This is a genomic window from Campylobacter anatolicus (genome assembly GCF_018145655.1).
Lineage (GTDB): Bacteria > Campylobacterota > Campylobacteria > Campylobacterales > Campylobacteraceae > Campylobacter_A > Campylobacter_A anatolicus.
In genome coordinates this window covers 1-15,241 of the sequence record NZ_JAGSSY010000008.1, presented here as the reverse complement: position 1 = coordinate 15,241, position 15,241 = coordinate 1, and the positions used below count along the sequence as shown (strand labels likewise).

Sequence of the window (15,241 nt, the reverse complement as noted above, 5' to 3'; positions counted from 1 at the left end):
TAGTATAATTATACTTATATGATATAAGATTGAAAATGTTTAAAAAGTTTTTTCTAGCGTTACAGTTTAAAGGCATATGTGGCTTAAATAAATTTGTAGCTAATTGTGTTGGAGAGCTAAGTTTCGGTCCGTAAACAAGAGTAAATAACGTATATAATCTATACTTTAAGATTAAAATTCTTAATGAGAAAAATTAAGACCAGAATATTCTAAAATAGTTATAAAAAATAGCAATAATTTGTTTGTAAATGTTCTTTTTATTATATTATTAGAATAATTACATTTTAAGAATAAAAATTTAAAAGAAAAATAACTAAAATTTTATGTTAAAAAATGGCTAAAAAATAGTATTTATTTCCTTTTTAGAAGTAAATAAATTTAAAAAAAGTTTGAAAATTATTTTATATTATTAATATTTTATATTAGTTTAAATTATTAAGAAAGTAAATAAATTCTTAAAAAAGAAACTAATTTTTAGAATTTTTTAGTGATTATAGAAATGATAAAAATGTGGTTAGAATAATATATAGGAGTTTTTTTAAAAAATGCTTCTCAGATACGATAAAATCGGTATTTGAGCATTTTTTAATTTTTCACGTGTGAAAAAAAAACAGTCAGACCTGCAACGAAAACAGTCAGACCTGCAACGAAAAATGGTTAAAATTTGTCATTTTTTTAATAGAAAAATTATATTTTTGCGTATTTACGCAAAGAATTGTATCAAATTTTTATTTTTTAAATTATTTTTGCGTATTTACGCAAAGAAACAATTATTTTATGAAAAAGTATGTTATAATAATGAAAATTTTTTCTAAGGAGAAAAAGAAAATGCAAAATGAAATAGAAATTTTGGACGATAATAAACAATCTACAACTATCTATACGCAAGAAATAAACAGCGTTGATTTCAATACAGGCGAGTTGGTAGATAAAAAAGAGATAAAATTTGTAAAAGAAAAAAATAGACACGGTTTTATACAAATATACATTGACAATATAGGTTATTTGTCAAGCAATGCTATTTCAAATATTGAAAGACAAAGCCTTATTTTTATATTATCACAAATTACTTTTTTAAATGTTGTAAAAATAAATGGCTCACTCCGTAAGCTTATAAAGGTTGGAACAAATTTGTCTGATAGCTCTGTATCAAGGGCATTAAGTGGCTTAATAGAAAAAAACATATTATTAAAAATAGATGAAGAACATAGTGATAAATTTGGTATAAAAGCATATATTGGAGATGAATATCTTGTCAATCCTCAATTAGTTGGAAAAGGAAGTTTTAATGAAATGAAGTCTTTAAGACAAACAGTAATAACTGATTTTGATTTTAAGACACTAGAAATGAAACAACAAATTCAAATTGAAACTAAATATGATGGTTTTGATGAAGTAGCAGAAAATTTAGAAAATCACGAAATAAGAGAGATACGACAAGAGCTAAGCGATGACAACAGATGCCAAAATACAGAAATTGTAATAGCTGAAAAAGACAATGCAATTAATGCTGAGATAGTAGAACCTGTAAAAGATATAAAAAATTATAGTAATAAAGAACTTGAACTAAAAATTATTAACGCCCAAAACGAAGCTAAAAGACTTGATATTGAAGTGAAAAAAGCAGAAGCAGAAGCTAAGAAAGCTGAAACAGAAAATTTAAAAATTAGACTTGAATTAGAAAAAGTGCATAAACAAGAGCAAAAAACTTTATTTGACAATGAACCTGAATATTTGCCGAATAAAAACGACCCTGATTTTTTATAAGACTTTGAAAGATATATAAAATTATTGTATAATACGATACAACTAAAAAAAGAAAGGCTTTTTAAAAAATGCAACTCGCAAGGCAAAGATTTTATTGTGATTTTGAAGAAAGAATTAAAAACGGAGAGAGCTTGGCTCTATATGCCCCTGAGTTTTCAGGCAAAACATACTTTGCAAAAACAATATACGATGAACTAAAAACGAAAAGAAAAGTTTTTTTAGATATGAATAATATCTACAACATAGATGATTTATATCTATTTTTCAAGCAGACCTCACAAGACTTTTTTAAAATCTCATTTGACAATTTATTTGAGGTAGATATTGCACGAATAAAACACGTTTTTGAAATTTTTTGCAATAATGTATCAAAAGACAATACTAGCTTTTATCTGTTTATAGATAATTTTGAGAAAATCAATACAATACAGGCTTTTAAAAACAAGGATTTTATCAAGGTTTTTAATGACTGCTTTATACAATGCCAAAATTTAATATTTTGCTTTACGCTAAACAACAGTGACGGCGTGGATTTATTTAAAAATGTAAATAGTGAGCTTTACGGATTTTGTAGTGTAGAGGAGTTACCGCAACAAAGCAAAGAGGAGCTAACCCACTTTGTTGTAAATTTCTTTAATGATAACAAATTAAAAATTGATATGAAAATAGTTTATGCAATTATAGACAAGACAAACGGACTTATTTTTTACATTAAGCGAATATGCGATGAACTAGCACTGATTAGAAAAGATAATTTGACTATTTATGATTTGGATTGTGTGATTGATAAAATTTATAAAAATTACCAAAACTACTTTTTACTAAAACTTAATCCGTTACGTGGCAAAAAATATATCACGAGTGTATTATATGCAATAGCTAACGATATAAGCCCTTATGAAGCACTATTTTTTAAAATCGGAGATAAGAGCCATATTTCTAAGATGATTTCACGACTTGAAAGCGATGATATTATAATCAAAGTCAAAGAGAACAAGAATAAACACATAGTATTTGACCCTTTTTTAAGGCGATATATACTTGAAACTTTTGTAAAGAACTTGGATAACTGATGATACAATCCGCACGTAGTAGCAATAGCCGTAGCCTTTTAAGAGAAGCAAAAAACGCAATTTTGCTTATTGAAGATGAAAAGGTAAAGGTGTGGTTTGAAAAAGCTATATCAAACGTTGTTGCCAAGCGTGAAGACCCTAAATTAACCTTTACAGGTGCAAAAGAATTAAAGACAAATTTACTAGCTTACTTATCTCAGCACGGCGAAGTTAAGACTGCTAATATATGGTGCAGAAAAATAGTTTATAGCGAGATAGAAAACTTTTTAGAGAACTTAGAAGAGTATTTGCAAGGGCTAAATTTAAACGGCGTTGTAGAGCTACACTTGCAAGATAGAGAAATAAATAGCCCTCATATACAATACGTTGGCACAAACGCAGAACACGCACAGGATTTAATAGCACAGTTTTTAGTTGCTAGAAATTATGAAGATAGTTACGAAAGTGCAGTAAATAACAACTACACACCTGCTTATATAACCGAAGAAAAAGGCACATTAAGGGTTGAAAAAACAGATGAAGAGGTAGATAATCAAAGAGAAATTAAAGAACGAACCGAGCGACGTAATGAAATAAGAGAGAGCTTAAAAGAGAGCTTGGACGAAATACGAAATTTCAAATCAGATTTTATAGATGAATTAAAAGCAGAATTTAGAGAGAATTCAAAACAGGCATATCAAACAAGAGAGTTTAAGCGAGTTGAGAGAGCAAAAACGACCGACGAGCTTATGAGTAGTTGGCAAGAAAAATCATCAGTAAGAAAACAAAGGAGATAAAGCAATGATGACTATTGAGATTGAACCTGCTAAGTTAGAGGACTTAAATATATCTAACTTTTCACAAAGACCATATAACGCATTTATGAGTTTTTGGCAAGGCACAGAGAACGAATTTTACGAATATATGAAAAAGCACAACCTAGATTATGCTTTTACATTTGCGAACGTGGCGGAGCTGAACGAAAAAGCGGATTTTTTCTTAAATCAATTATCAGAGGCAGTAAGACGTGATATTGGTAAATTTGATTTTAGAATAAGCACAGCTCTTACAGGCAGAAACATTAAAATGCTTGAAACTGAGGATTATGTAAAGGTAACTTTATATAACGACGAAGTTAATAATAAAGAAATTTACGATACTTTTCTGAGCTTTAACAGTAGAAGCTTTGCGGATTTTAGAACTTATGACGAAGCAAAGAATACTCTAACCTTTATTTACAACCGAAGAGGAATTTTTGATGAAAATGAGCGTATAGCGATTGTTAAGTCTAAAAATTCAGCGACAATGCAGGATAGCTTTAAAAGTGCAAAGGATAATAATTTTGTCCTTAGTGGCTTATGTTATGAACTAGCAAAAGAGAACGGAGTAGATTTCAAATTTGAGTATGTCGGTGCAAATAATGAAGTAAGAGAGATAATCACAACGGCGGACGATATTCTAAACACAGCAGATAAAAAAGAAGAGGTTAAGCAAAAGGCGATAAAAGAGAAAATTATACGGCAAGAGGCGAGAGAAGAGATTGTAAAAGAGAGTGCAGAAAAAAGACAGAGCCTAAGCGAGGACAGCACAAGCCAAGAGATTGTAAAAGAGGGCAATACAGAAATTCGCATTGATATACCAAAGAATTTAGACGCAAAGAATTTAGATAAAGTTATAAACGAGAGTATAGAAAAATATATTAAAAAAGAGCAAGAAAAATTAAGAATTCGCTTAGACAAAGCCGAGCGTGAAGCAAAAGTAGTTTATCGTGATATGCAAGAAAAAATAGCTAATGACGGTATGAGTATCTTTGAAGCTTTAAATTATGCAAAGCAAAAATATAGAGAAGACCACGTTGTGAATATGGCTAGCACATTTTTAACAAAAGATATTTTAGAAGTTATGGTTTTAAAGAACGAAATAGACGATAAAGAAAAAGAGATAACAGCACTAAACGGCAAAATTGAAGCTAAAAACGATGAAATTACTAAGCGTGAAGAAACTATTAGTAGTTTAAAAAGCACAGTGCAGAATAAGAATATAGAAATTTCAAACTTAGGCACTAAACACGAAGAAGAGAAAAAAATTTTAATAGCCGAGAGCAAAAAGAAATTTAATGAGCTTGATAATATCTACAAAAACGAGATACAGCACTACAAAAATGAGCTTACCGAAAAAGACAACGAGCTTAACAGTCAAGATGAGCTTATAGCAAGACTAAATTCACAAAATGAGCTATTTGGCAAACAGCTAGACAAATTAAATTCTAAATATGAGCAGATAATAAGAGATAATCAAAGCTTTTTAAATAGCATTAACGCACTAAACGAAGCTTTGAAAGAACAACAGGCTCAGAATAACGCACTAAACGAAGCTTTGAAAGAACAACAGGCTCAGAATAACGCACTAAACGAAGCTTTGAAAGAACAACAGGCTCAGAATAACGCACTAAACGAAGCTTTGAAAGAGAAAACAGAGCAAAAGCAGACAGAAACTAACGAGCCTGAAAATAATGTTATCGCACCGAAAAGAAAAAGTCTGATTGATGAAAGTATCTTTGCAACGGACGGCACTATTGACAAAATGAGAGAAGAGAGTAATACAAATATAGAAAAAGAAGGTAATATACATAGACAAAAATAAATTTTATTGTAAAATAATTGACAATACATTATTTTTTATTGTATAATTACGCACAATGTAAGAAAGAGGATTAAAAAATGTCGGACAATAAAACAAGAGATTTTATAGCACAGTCTTTAAAAAAGGCGTTTAGTGATATAGTTTCTCAAAACCCAAAAGTGGGGGGGGGGGGAGACCCTACTAAATAGCTCTCTTTGGTTATATGCAAAAGACAATTTATACTATACAAACACAGCTCATAAAGAAATAGAGAAAATTTTAAATTTCTCATTTTTAATAAAATTTCCTAGTTCTGACGATATACAAAGCCTTCTCAAAAAATCTACCGCAACGATTTTTATTGCACCTTATGAAGCACCGAAAGAATATGAAGAATTTTTAACAACAATAACTTTGCCAAATTTTGACGGTGTTTTAACCTCGCAAGATATAAGTAACGGTGTTACAAAAGCTGAGGCATTACAGAAAAAACTTGGCATTAGTGTTATTAACAGCCATTTTACATTATCCGACGTTGGCGGAGCTGAGGCATTAAAAGAGTATGTTTCGCAACTAGAAATAGCAGAACAGCACGGATATAAAAGCAAAGGCATTTTTTTAATTGGCGTGCCAGGCACAGGTAAAACTTTTTTCCCAACGTGCTTGGCAGGACAACTAAAACGCCCTTTAATAATGCTAAATTTAGAAGTTTTAAAAGAAACAGGCAGTCCGATAAATAAACTAAATGAAGTTTTTAATTATCTAAACTCTCAGAACGAAAAAACTATTTTGCTGATTGATGAGATAGAAAAAATGGTAGGCAACGCTGACGACTCTCTTACGGGTAGATTAATGACGATTTTATCATCGTTAGGCGACAATGGTAGTGAATATCCAAATTTGGATATTTTGATTTTTGCTACTGCAAATAACCTAGAAAGTATACTAGAAAATCAACCTGCACTTATCAGGCGTGGTAGATTTGATGAGTTGTTTTTCGTAAATTTACCTAATCTTGAAACGGCTCACGCACTTTTTGAAATGTATATCAAAAAATATGATTTAGAGATTTTGACTAGCATATATTGCATTGACGATATTATCGCAGAAATAGAAAACGAATATAGAGATAGCAACTTACAAGCTAATAGATTTTGCTATACGCCGTCAGAAATACAAAGTTTTATTAAAAGGCTTAAATTTTTGATGATAGCAAAAGGCTCTATCACGCAAGAGGATATAGAAAAAAATATAAAACTTTTTATCCCTATAATAAAAACCTCTCAAAAGGGTATTGCAAAGATTTTAGCTCAAAAAGAGCTTTTTGTGGAGATTTAAAATGCAAGATATTTTAGTTACTAAAATTCCATTTCTTTTTTGGGGTATGAAATCACAACAGGCTAATATAAATTTTGACACAGGCGAGATAAATAATGGCGACAAAGAGGCTTTTAATCATAAATTTTATGATTTTAGCAACAAAGCTTTTCTTTGCTTAAAATACCTACCTATCGTCTTATTTTTTGTAGTAGCCTATACGAAATTTGATTTTTCATTTGAGTTTATCAAAATGTTTCAGTATTTACTATCACTAGCTCTTGCTATCATGATTTTATATACTAGCAAGATTTTTGTATATATGGCTTTCGCAGGTATCATCATTAGCGGATATTTTTACTTAGAAAGTTTGCCGTATATCGTAAAATACACACTATCAATTCTTTGTTTCTTTATGTTTTATAGCGACTTAAAGAGAAAAATTTACTGTATCAAAAACAATAATAACAAAATTATTGCAAATTTCTATATTTTAGAGGGCGAGAAATGAGAAGAATAATACCTTTGGTTTTAATGGCAAATTTAGCGTTTAGTGCGGATATAAATCCACTAGCACCGCAAAATTTTAGACCGCTTACCGAACAGGAGATTTTAAATTCAAACGCAGGGCAAAATGACCTAAAAATTAAAGAATTTTATCTCAACACGGACGAAAAACAGCTCAAAGAGTTACAGGACAGAGATACAGAATTAAAGTATTTGTTTGATGAATTTGACGAAGCGTTGCTTAACTATAAGCCTATAAATAAACCGATTAGCACGGTTGAAAGGTTGCAAACACACGCTTATTTTACGACAACAATACTTTTACCATCAGGTAGCGTAATAAGTAGCGTTGATATAAGCGTAGAGCCTATAACCATAAAATACGAGCAAAACACAATTTTACTAAGAGTAAAAAAAGACTTTAAAATAGCGAACTTAACGGTTATATATAGCCTAAAAGAGAAGAATTATGTAGCTAACTTTATTGTAGAAAAATACGATAGAAGCAAGACGGACGAGAAGTTAAATTTGGTTTATAACTTTGAAAATGTCAGTCGTCGTGATGATTTTGAGGTTATGAATTTATATGTGAAAACTTATGGCAAATATCCAAAAGAAGAGTATAGCTATATTGAAATTGACGGTATGACTTACAGGATAATTAAAGACAATAAATTTGGCACTGTAAGCGTTGGTAATGTGAAGTATCGTATTGATACAGGTAATCAAATGTAGGGGGCGTAAAATGGCACTTAATCAAGAAAATATCATACCTATACAAACACCAAAAGAGGAGAAAAAGCCTAAAAAGAAAAAAGATAACACGCTTGTGATTATGGTTGGTTTATTGGCGGTTTTGGGTGCAGGAATTTTTTATATCTTTTCATTACCTAGCAATAGCGATCAGGCACAGGAAAGACAAAAAATATCACAGGCACAACAAACACGGCCTACTAAAAACGAACAAGAAAGCGTAGTTAATAATGTAGCACAGCCTGAGTCAAAACCTGATGAAGCAACAGCATATAACGTAAATGTACTTAATGAGATTAAGCAAAACGACGTAGCACAGCCTGAGCTTGAAAGCACAGAACAAAAAGCAAAAGAGTTAGAACAAGCACAAGAACAAGCACGACAGGAAGCAAAGGTTAAAAATGAGGCGGAATTAGAGCGTTTAAAAAATATAAACGAAAAGGACTTACAAGCCAAAGAGTGGCAAGTTTTAAACGAAAAGGTAAGTATAAAAACTAACTTTTTTAATATTAATGGCAAGAATTTTTACGAGGGTGACAGCCTAAGCAAAGATATTAAAGTTAAAAAAGTAACAATAAACAGCGTAACATTTGAATTTTACGGAGAAATTAAGGAGTTAAGAAAATGAAAAATATCAAGGTGCTATTTTTAGCGTTGGCATTAAATGCAACTTTTACAAGTGCAAACGATATAGATTTTAAGTGTGGTTTTGAAATGGCGGTAAAAGCTATTGAACTTGAACTTATCAACGGTAGCAATAGTAATAGAGCTATAAATTTCAATTATGACAAAATGCTTTATGCAAAAACAGACAAAATGTCGTCTAACGAAATTTTGCTTACTCAATACGTGGCTTTTAGTAATGGTTTTTTAGACACGATTTACACAGGCGAAAAAATGTATTTTGGTAGCTTTTTGCGTGAAGCAGACAGAGATATAGCAAAAGAGCGTTTAGAAAGTCTTTTAAATGTTAAGGTTGAGAAAGAGCGTAACGATAGCAAGATTAAATACGCAAAGCCTATCCTAAACAGAAATTTCTACATTTTAAAGCGTAATATTGTGGAAAGTAGCATAAAAAGGGCTGAATATAGCGATTGGAGCGGAGATAGCTACAATAAAAAGCTAACTAAGGGCATTATCACAGATAAGCAAATAGAAAAAGGCATAGAGCCTATAACGACAGAGCAGAATTATTTTATACCTCGCAAAAATAAGACTGAAATTTTTGCACTAGAAAGAAATCCGCTCAGTGATAGCAAAAACAGTCATATTTTAGTAAGAGTAGGCATTACAGATATGAATAAATTTGCTTATGAAAAAACTATTACTGACAGTAAAGGTAATAAATACGTGAAAGAGAAAAACGACAATTTATACATAAGAGAAGAAGACGTTAAATTTTTAGAAAGATAAGCGATGAAAACAATATATTTTATTTTAGTTGCTAGTTTGTGTTTTACAGGTTGCACTTTTAAAACTCAAACAAATCCTTTGCCTGAAAATAACGAAGTTGTCTTACCTAGAAATTACACATTTAGTAAAGAGGGCAAAATAAGCAAAGAGGCGAAGACAGATTTTGATAGATATGCAAAGCTCATTTTAACTGACAAAAACGCAAATGAGGACAGCATACAAGACTTAGACGAAACAAATTTCACAGAGTTACATTATGACAAGGCAATAAATCCGCATAGGTATAATCGTAACTCTATTTGGCAAACAGGACTAGAAATATCAAAAAGAGAGTTAGACGATATAAAGACGGTTGAGAAAGGGGCTAAGAAATGAAAAGATTAGTTTTTTTAATATTATTGCCTTTTACGCTTTTTGCAAACCTAGAAGACCAAAATATCATAAGAGGTAGTGCATACGGAGAAAATGTCGTGCAAGAAAGAAAGAGCGACAGCGGATATAACTATCAAACAAGAGAATTTTTTCAGCGTGAGGCACTTTATAACTTTTATCTGTGGAATAGGGCAAATAATAATGTAGAGGTTGAAACTAGACAAGCGAGTTTAATTAATATAGTTGATACAAACTCATCATCTAACATACCGCAAACAATAGCAAGTGAAGACAGTAACGCTACTGTTTTTGGTTTTTGCTTAATTAGAGATGATATAAATGTAGGTTATCAGCCTAGCGGTGGAAAATTTATTTGTAATACAAACATAGGACAACTTGAAATTTTTGGCAATTTAACGCCTGTAAATAAGGCTTATACTCTTATTTATGACCCTGCTTATATAGAGTTTAAAAATTGGCGTTATAAGGTTATTAGCTCACGAGTTTTAAACGAGGCACGAACGAGCTATAACATAGCAACTTTTGTAAATGATAGAAAATTGGCAACAATAGCACTAGAAAGCACAAGCCAAACAGCCGACGTATTTAAAACTCAAAGTAGCGAGTATTTGCAGGAAGTGAAAGATAGCCGAAAAAATGAAACTGTGGAATACGTGCAAGTCGGAAGCGGCGGCAGTAGCTATGTCGCACCAGTGCAGAGCAAGAACACAGAAGAGCCAAAAGCAAGTGATTATATCATAAAGGGGGCTATTGATATTGTAAGCGGTATCGTAAAGACGACAGCCGACGTCTTAAAAAAAGACTTACCGTTTCTTTATGAAGTCAAGGGTGGAAGCAAAATTTACATAGATTTAATTATTGATAAAAAAGGAGAGCCGTTACAATGAAAAAAATAGTATTGGCAAGTTTAGTATTGGCAAATTTTATGTTTGCTAGTGAAGCCGAAGAGTTTTTTTACAACAGAGGCGTTGAAGCAGGTTACAAGCAAGGTTACGAGCAAGGCGTGAAAGAAGCCTTTGAGGAAGCTAAAAAAATACTTGCGAAGTATAAAAATGAAATTAGAGCTTACGAAGTAGGCAAATACTTTTTACAAAAAGGATATGTTACCTATCCGAAAGTATGGCAAAGGTTTGATGAGAACGGCAATGTTAAAATTGAAATACAGCCTAGCAGAATTGAAAAAGAGCTAAATATAGCTGATATTTTTAGCAAATTTAACACGTTGCCGACAAATCCTAATCCTGAAACGGTTACTAATAATCCGTTAGAGGCTAGAAATAGCGTTTATACAGGCACGAGAGATAGCAGAGTTGGCTCAATACCTAAAAAGGCTGATAATAATCAAGAAATCGTAACTATTTCTATTGAGAATACAGGGCGTAACGAAGATATATTAAAAACAGCAAATTTAGTATATAGCGTTGATAAACCGAACGACAGAATAAAAGTTATGTTTTTTAACAGGTCGGAAAAAGATAACTTTTGCGAACAATACAAAATTTGTAAGTAGGACGTAAAAATGCAAAATGAAAAACTGAGCTTTAAAACAGAGTTATTTTTCGGTAGAAATTGGAAATTTATCTTTTGGGGCTTGGTTGTGGCTATTATAGTTATTGCTTGGGAGATAAACTCAATCAATAATCAGATGAAAGCACTTGAAAAGGTCATTTACGAAAATAACTCAAAAGTCGTTTTAACAACTATTGACGGCAGGGCTATAAAAGTTGAAAAAACACCTTTGAAAGCCGAGTATTTAAAACAATATGTAACTAGTATATTTGTAAATAACTTTGTAGCGTCAAGGTCGCAACTAACGGATAATTTTCAAAATTCAAACATAAAAGAGTATAAGGATATTTTGGAGAATTCAAAGAGCTTGGGCGGTATTTATCTGAATTTTTTGGATAAAGAAAACAAAACGTCGGTAGGTCAATTTATAAGTTATATACAGTGGCTTATAAGTGCAGTCGCACAGAATAAATTACCTGAGTATATCAACATAAAAGACTATACTATAAATTCTTTTGAGTATAACGAAAATACTTATACAATAGATTTATCAATCAAAGTAGCAAGTCAAAGCTATATTTTGGCACAGGGCAAGTATAGAGCTGAGAATGGTTTTATACGCATAAAAGCGAGTGGGGATTTTAACTTAGAGCGTAGCACTGAGGCAAATCCTTATGGTATGTATATAAAAACATTTTATATAGAGCCTGTAACGAAAGGTAGCTGATGAAAAGTTTGCTTTTTATACTTGCAACGCCGTTTTTGCTATTTGCAGACATTAGGCACGAGATAGCTAACTCACTAAAAGAAATAGCGGTAAAAAATAACTTTGATAGTAGAGCTTTATACACGATAGCGAGTATAGAAAGTAACTTTGAGCCGTATATAATAAGTTTCATCACAACAGACAAGATGTTAATCAATACCCTTAAAAATGGGCTAAATTCTAGTGATTTTAAAATCAAGGCTTCTAAATATGGCAAAGTCGGTAGGTATATTGTTTCAATAAGTGCAAACAGCGAACAAAATATCATAAATTTAGCTGATATTTTATGGCACAGAGATTTTAATATAGATTTTGGCGTTATGCAAATTTCTAAACAAAATCTATCTAAAAATGAGCTTGAATTTATTTTTAAGCCTGATTATAACATTAACAAGTCCGCAAAAGTTTTAAGTGGTTGTGTGGCTAAATACAGTGACTTAAAAAATGCGATTGAGTGCTATAACAAGGGATTTAAGCAAAAAAGCAAATATGATTATTTTATAAAATTTGTAACAAACTATAACACTTTTTTTGGAGATAATAAATGAACGCACCTATATTGGTATTGTTAATTTTAGCAGGTATGGCACTATATTTTGGTTATCAAACCGAAAAGGCTCAAAACTTTATCAATAAAACACTCTTTTTAAAGATTATAGCTCCTTTTCAAGGGCTTTTAAATACATTTTATAGCAATAAAGGGCTTATAATTGACGATATAGGCGATGATTATGTAAGACTTAACACAATGTATAAAATTCTTTACGGCGTTAAGTTAGAGGGGTATTCAAATACGCCTAATTTTCTTGATGATAACGATGTTAAGGGGATTTATAGGACTTATAAAAATCAGCCTAACGCATTTTTCTATTATGTAATTTTTAAAGATGGTATTTATCATAGACAGTATATTTTCAGCTATAACAAAAATCTTTTAAAGACTATCGCAGATAAATTCAATATTGGTTTAATGAGTGGTAGAGAGATAGCAAACACGATTTTAGACCTTTATTTACAAAATAACTTTTATATCAAGGACAAAGATATACATAGAAATATCTACTTAAATTTTGACAATGAGTTTGAAGCAAATTCACAAATGTTTCATAAAGTTACAAAAGAAAATATGTATCAAAATCTTAACAACATAGACTTATATCAAAGCTACAAGACTATTGAGGGAGTGCAAAAAACAGATATACCTAAAATCTTACAAATGGACTTTAAAGGCGTTGTATGGACTTTTTTTGACTTGGAGCAAAGACAGGTAGAAAATCACTTGTCAAGACTTATAAATACTGCAAAATGGACGGGTAATAAAAGTGGATTTATAGAGCTTAAAGAGGCTTACGATACAGGCAATATAGATTTAGTTGTAGCTAACAGCACTGCACATTTTAAAGAGATAGACGAAAGTATTATAGGTAATTTTGGCACGGCATTAAAAGTGGATTTTTTGAAAAAAGATATTTTCAAGAAGAACACCTTGCAAAAAACACCACTAAAATTTAGAGATACTGAGTTTGATTATTTAGCACCGCTTAGTTTTATGGGTAATTACATAAGTTGCGTTCAAAAAGCAAGAACTAGAAATGCTGATTTTTGGGGGTTTGATAAAAACGGCGGTTTTATCAATTATAGCTTTGCAAACGAAAACGATAACCCTCATAGCTTTATTATTGCAAATACAGGAGCAGGAAAAAGCTTTACAATGCAAAAGATACTAACAACAATGCTAGACGTTGATTTTAGTAATGCTTTTGCAAAGAACTTAGGCAAAGATAAAGTTTTGGTTAGATATTACGACATAGGTTTTAGTAACGAGAATTTGCTTAATTTTTTAAAGCAAAATACTAACAATAACATAGCACATATTGAGAGCGAATTTTCAAATTTTAACTACAATATTTGTAACTTAGACGATACAAACAGCGAAGCATTTGAGAGTGATTTGGTTTTTGTATGTGACCTTATAAATATTATTTTACAGTCGCAAGAGGGTAGCGAACCTTTAAATATCAGTGAAGTTACTGCTTTTAGACAAATTTTAACAAGGATTTATAAAAGAAAAGAATTTCAGGATTACAGGGTAAGCCAAATAGAAAATTTAAATCTAAGAGAAAAAGTCTTACAGCTTGACGGAGTAAATAGAAATACTTATGTAAAGACACTGCCTGAGGAATACAACTTTTTGAAAAAACCTAAGCTTGAAGATGTAATAAAAGTATCAAAGGTAGAAGAGGAAAGTCATCAAAATTCAGAGAAAGAGCGTTTAGTTTATAGTGGTTTGACACAAAAGCTTGAAAACGTAAAAAATCTTAAATATTTTTCAGGTTTTGATAATGAAGATACCATAAATGCAGATTTTTTAAGTATGGATTTAAACAACTATAAAGAAAACAGTTTATTTACACCTATTTTCGTTGCTATATTTCAACGAACTTACTTAAAAGATAGAGCGTATGCGATAGAGTGTAAGAGAGCTAAAAAGCCTATATCTAAAAAGCTTTATATTATGGAAGAGAGTGCAAACTTTTTTAGAATACCTTATTTTTCAGTGTTGCTTGAAAAACTTGCACTTGAAGCTAGAAAATATGGAATGCATTTAATTTTAATCGCTCAGCAGTTAGAGCATATACCTAGCAAAATTTTAAAAGTTGTAGATACACGAATTTTCTTATTAACGCCTGAAAAGAAAAACGACTTAATAAGCGAGGTTATAAAGTATTTTGAGCCTAGTCAAAATGTTATAGATAGCCTTAACAATACCGAGCGTTACGAGCTTTGTATATGGTATCTAAAAGGCGTATTTAATCTAAAATTACAGGTTAGCGATATTGAAAAAGAGCTATTTACAACAAATCCAAATGATATAAATAAGCTTTTTAACTTGGAGCAAAAAAATGGGTAATGAATTCAGCACAGGAACGCATTTAATAACAACAGCTATGGTTTTTGGTATAGGAGCATTAGTCTTTGCAATTATGCCCTTTTCAGCACTTTTGTTAAGAGGTATATCAAGAGCAAAGGACAACACTACAAGCGGTTTTAACATTGTAAGCGTGATTATGACGGCTTTTTTCGCTCACGCTTTCTTTTGTATATTTTTTATAGCAGTTATTCAAATTTTAGATATTACTTA

The 15,241-nt window shown here is 31.1% G+C and carries 16 protein-coding genes; all 16 read left to right on the top strand.

Annotated features, from left to right (window positions below):
- Positions 1-828: 828 nt before the first annotated feature.
- Positions 829-1,767, top strand: a complete 939-nt coding sequence (locus KDE13_RS09085; protein ID WP_212143645.1) for a hypothetical protein — start codon at positions 829-831, stop codon at positions 1,765-1,767.
- Between the two features lie 68 nt (positions 1,768-1,835).
- Positions 1,836-2,840, top strand: coding sequence for a hypothetical protein (locus tag KDE13_RS09080; RefSeq protein ID WP_212143644.1), 1,005 nt, complete (start codon positions 1,836-1,838; stop codon positions 2,838-2,840).
- Positions 2,840-3,616 carry a V-type ATP synthase subunit I domain-containing protein gene (locus tag KDE13_RS09075; protein WP_212143643.1) on the top strand — a complete coding sequence of 259 codons (777 nt, stop codon included), beginning with the start codon at positions 2,840-2,842 and terminating at the stop codon, positions 3,614-3,616. The genes KDE13_RS09080 and KDE13_RS09075 overlap by 1 nt, the downstream gene beginning before the upstream one ends.
- A gap of 4 nt (positions 3,617-3,620) precedes the next feature.
- Positions 3,621-5,462, top strand: a complete 1,842-nt coding sequence (locus KDE13_RS09070; RefSeq protein WP_212143642.1) for a coiled-coil domain-containing protein — start codon at positions 3,621-3,623, stop codon at positions 5,460-5,462.
- Between the two features lie 393 nt (positions 5,463-5,855).
- Complete coding sequence (locus KDE13_RS09065; protein ID WP_212143641.1) at positions 5,856-6,779, top strand: AAA family ATPase; 924 nt, start codon at positions 5,856-5,858, stop codon at positions 6,777-6,779.
- A 1-nt stretch (position 6,780) separates the two neighbouring features.
- Positions 6,781-7,269, top strand: coding sequence for a hypothetical protein (locus KDE13_RS09060; protein ID WP_212143640.1), 489 nt, complete (start codon positions 6,781-6,783; stop codon positions 7,267-7,269).
- Positions 7,266-8,000: a hypothetical protein gene (locus KDE13_RS09055; RefSeq protein WP_212143639.1), complete on the top strand. Its 735-nt coding sequence runs from the start codon at positions 7,266-7,268 to the stop codon at positions 7,998-8,000. The genes KDE13_RS09060 and KDE13_RS09055 overlap by 4 nt, the downstream gene beginning before the upstream one ends.
- A gap of 10 nt (positions 8,001-8,010) precedes the next feature.
- Entirely contained in the window at positions 8,011-8,646 is a 636-nt protein-coding gene (locus tag KDE13_RS09050; protein WP_212143638.1) for a hypothetical protein, read from the top strand.
- Positions 8,643-9,431 carry a hypothetical protein gene (locus tag KDE13_RS09045; RefSeq protein WP_212143637.1) on the top strand — a complete coding sequence of 263 codons (789 nt, stop codon included), beginning with the start codon at positions 8,643-8,645 and terminating at the stop codon, positions 9,429-9,431. Before KDE13_RS09050 ends, KDE13_RS09045 begins: the two co-directional genes overlap by 4 nt.
- Positions 9,432-9,434: 3 nt before the next feature.
- Complete coding sequence (locus KDE13_RS09040) at positions 9,435-9,806, top strand: hypothetical protein (RefSeq protein WP_212143636.1); 372 nt, start codon at positions 9,435-9,437, stop codon at positions 9,804-9,806.
- Positions 9,803-10,711 carry a hypothetical protein gene (locus KDE13_RS09035; protein ID WP_212143635.1) on the top strand — a complete coding sequence of 303 codons (909 nt, stop codon included), beginning with the start codon at positions 9,803-9,805 and terminating at the stop codon, positions 10,709-10,711. The genes KDE13_RS09040 and KDE13_RS09035 overlap by 4 nt, the downstream gene beginning before the upstream one ends.
- A complete protein-coding gene (locus KDE13_RS09030; RefSeq protein WP_212143634.1) occupies positions 10,708-11,334 on the top strand; it encodes a hypothetical protein in 627 nt (208 codons plus the stop codon). Before KDE13_RS09035 ends, KDE13_RS09030 begins: the two co-directional genes overlap by 4 nt.
- Before the next feature lie 9 nt (positions 11,335-11,343).
- Complete coding sequence (locus KDE13_RS09025; protein WP_212143633.1) at positions 11,344-12,060, top strand: hypothetical protein; 717 nt, start codon at positions 11,344-11,346, stop codon at positions 12,058-12,060.
- The gene (locus KDE13_RS09020) at positions 12,060-12,647 is read left to right on the top strand and encodes a transglycosylase SLT domain-containing protein (RefSeq protein ID WP_212143632.1); all 588 of its coding nucleotides are present in this window, start codon (positions 12,060-12,062) and stop codon (positions 12,645-12,647) included. Before KDE13_RS09025 ends, KDE13_RS09020 begins: the two co-directional genes overlap by 1 nt.
- Positions 12,644-15,010, top strand: coding sequence for a P-loop NTPase family protein (locus KDE13_RS09015; RefSeq protein ID WP_212143631.1), 2,367 nt, complete (start codon positions 12,644-12,646; stop codon positions 15,008-15,010). Before KDE13_RS09020 ends, KDE13_RS09015 begins: the two co-directional genes overlap by 4 nt.
- A partial coding sequence (locus tag KDE13_RS09010; protein ID WP_212143630.1) for a hypothetical protein occupies positions 15,003-15,241 on the top strand: 239 nt, incomplete at its 3' end. The genes KDE13_RS09015 and KDE13_RS09010, both read left to right, overlap by 8 nt.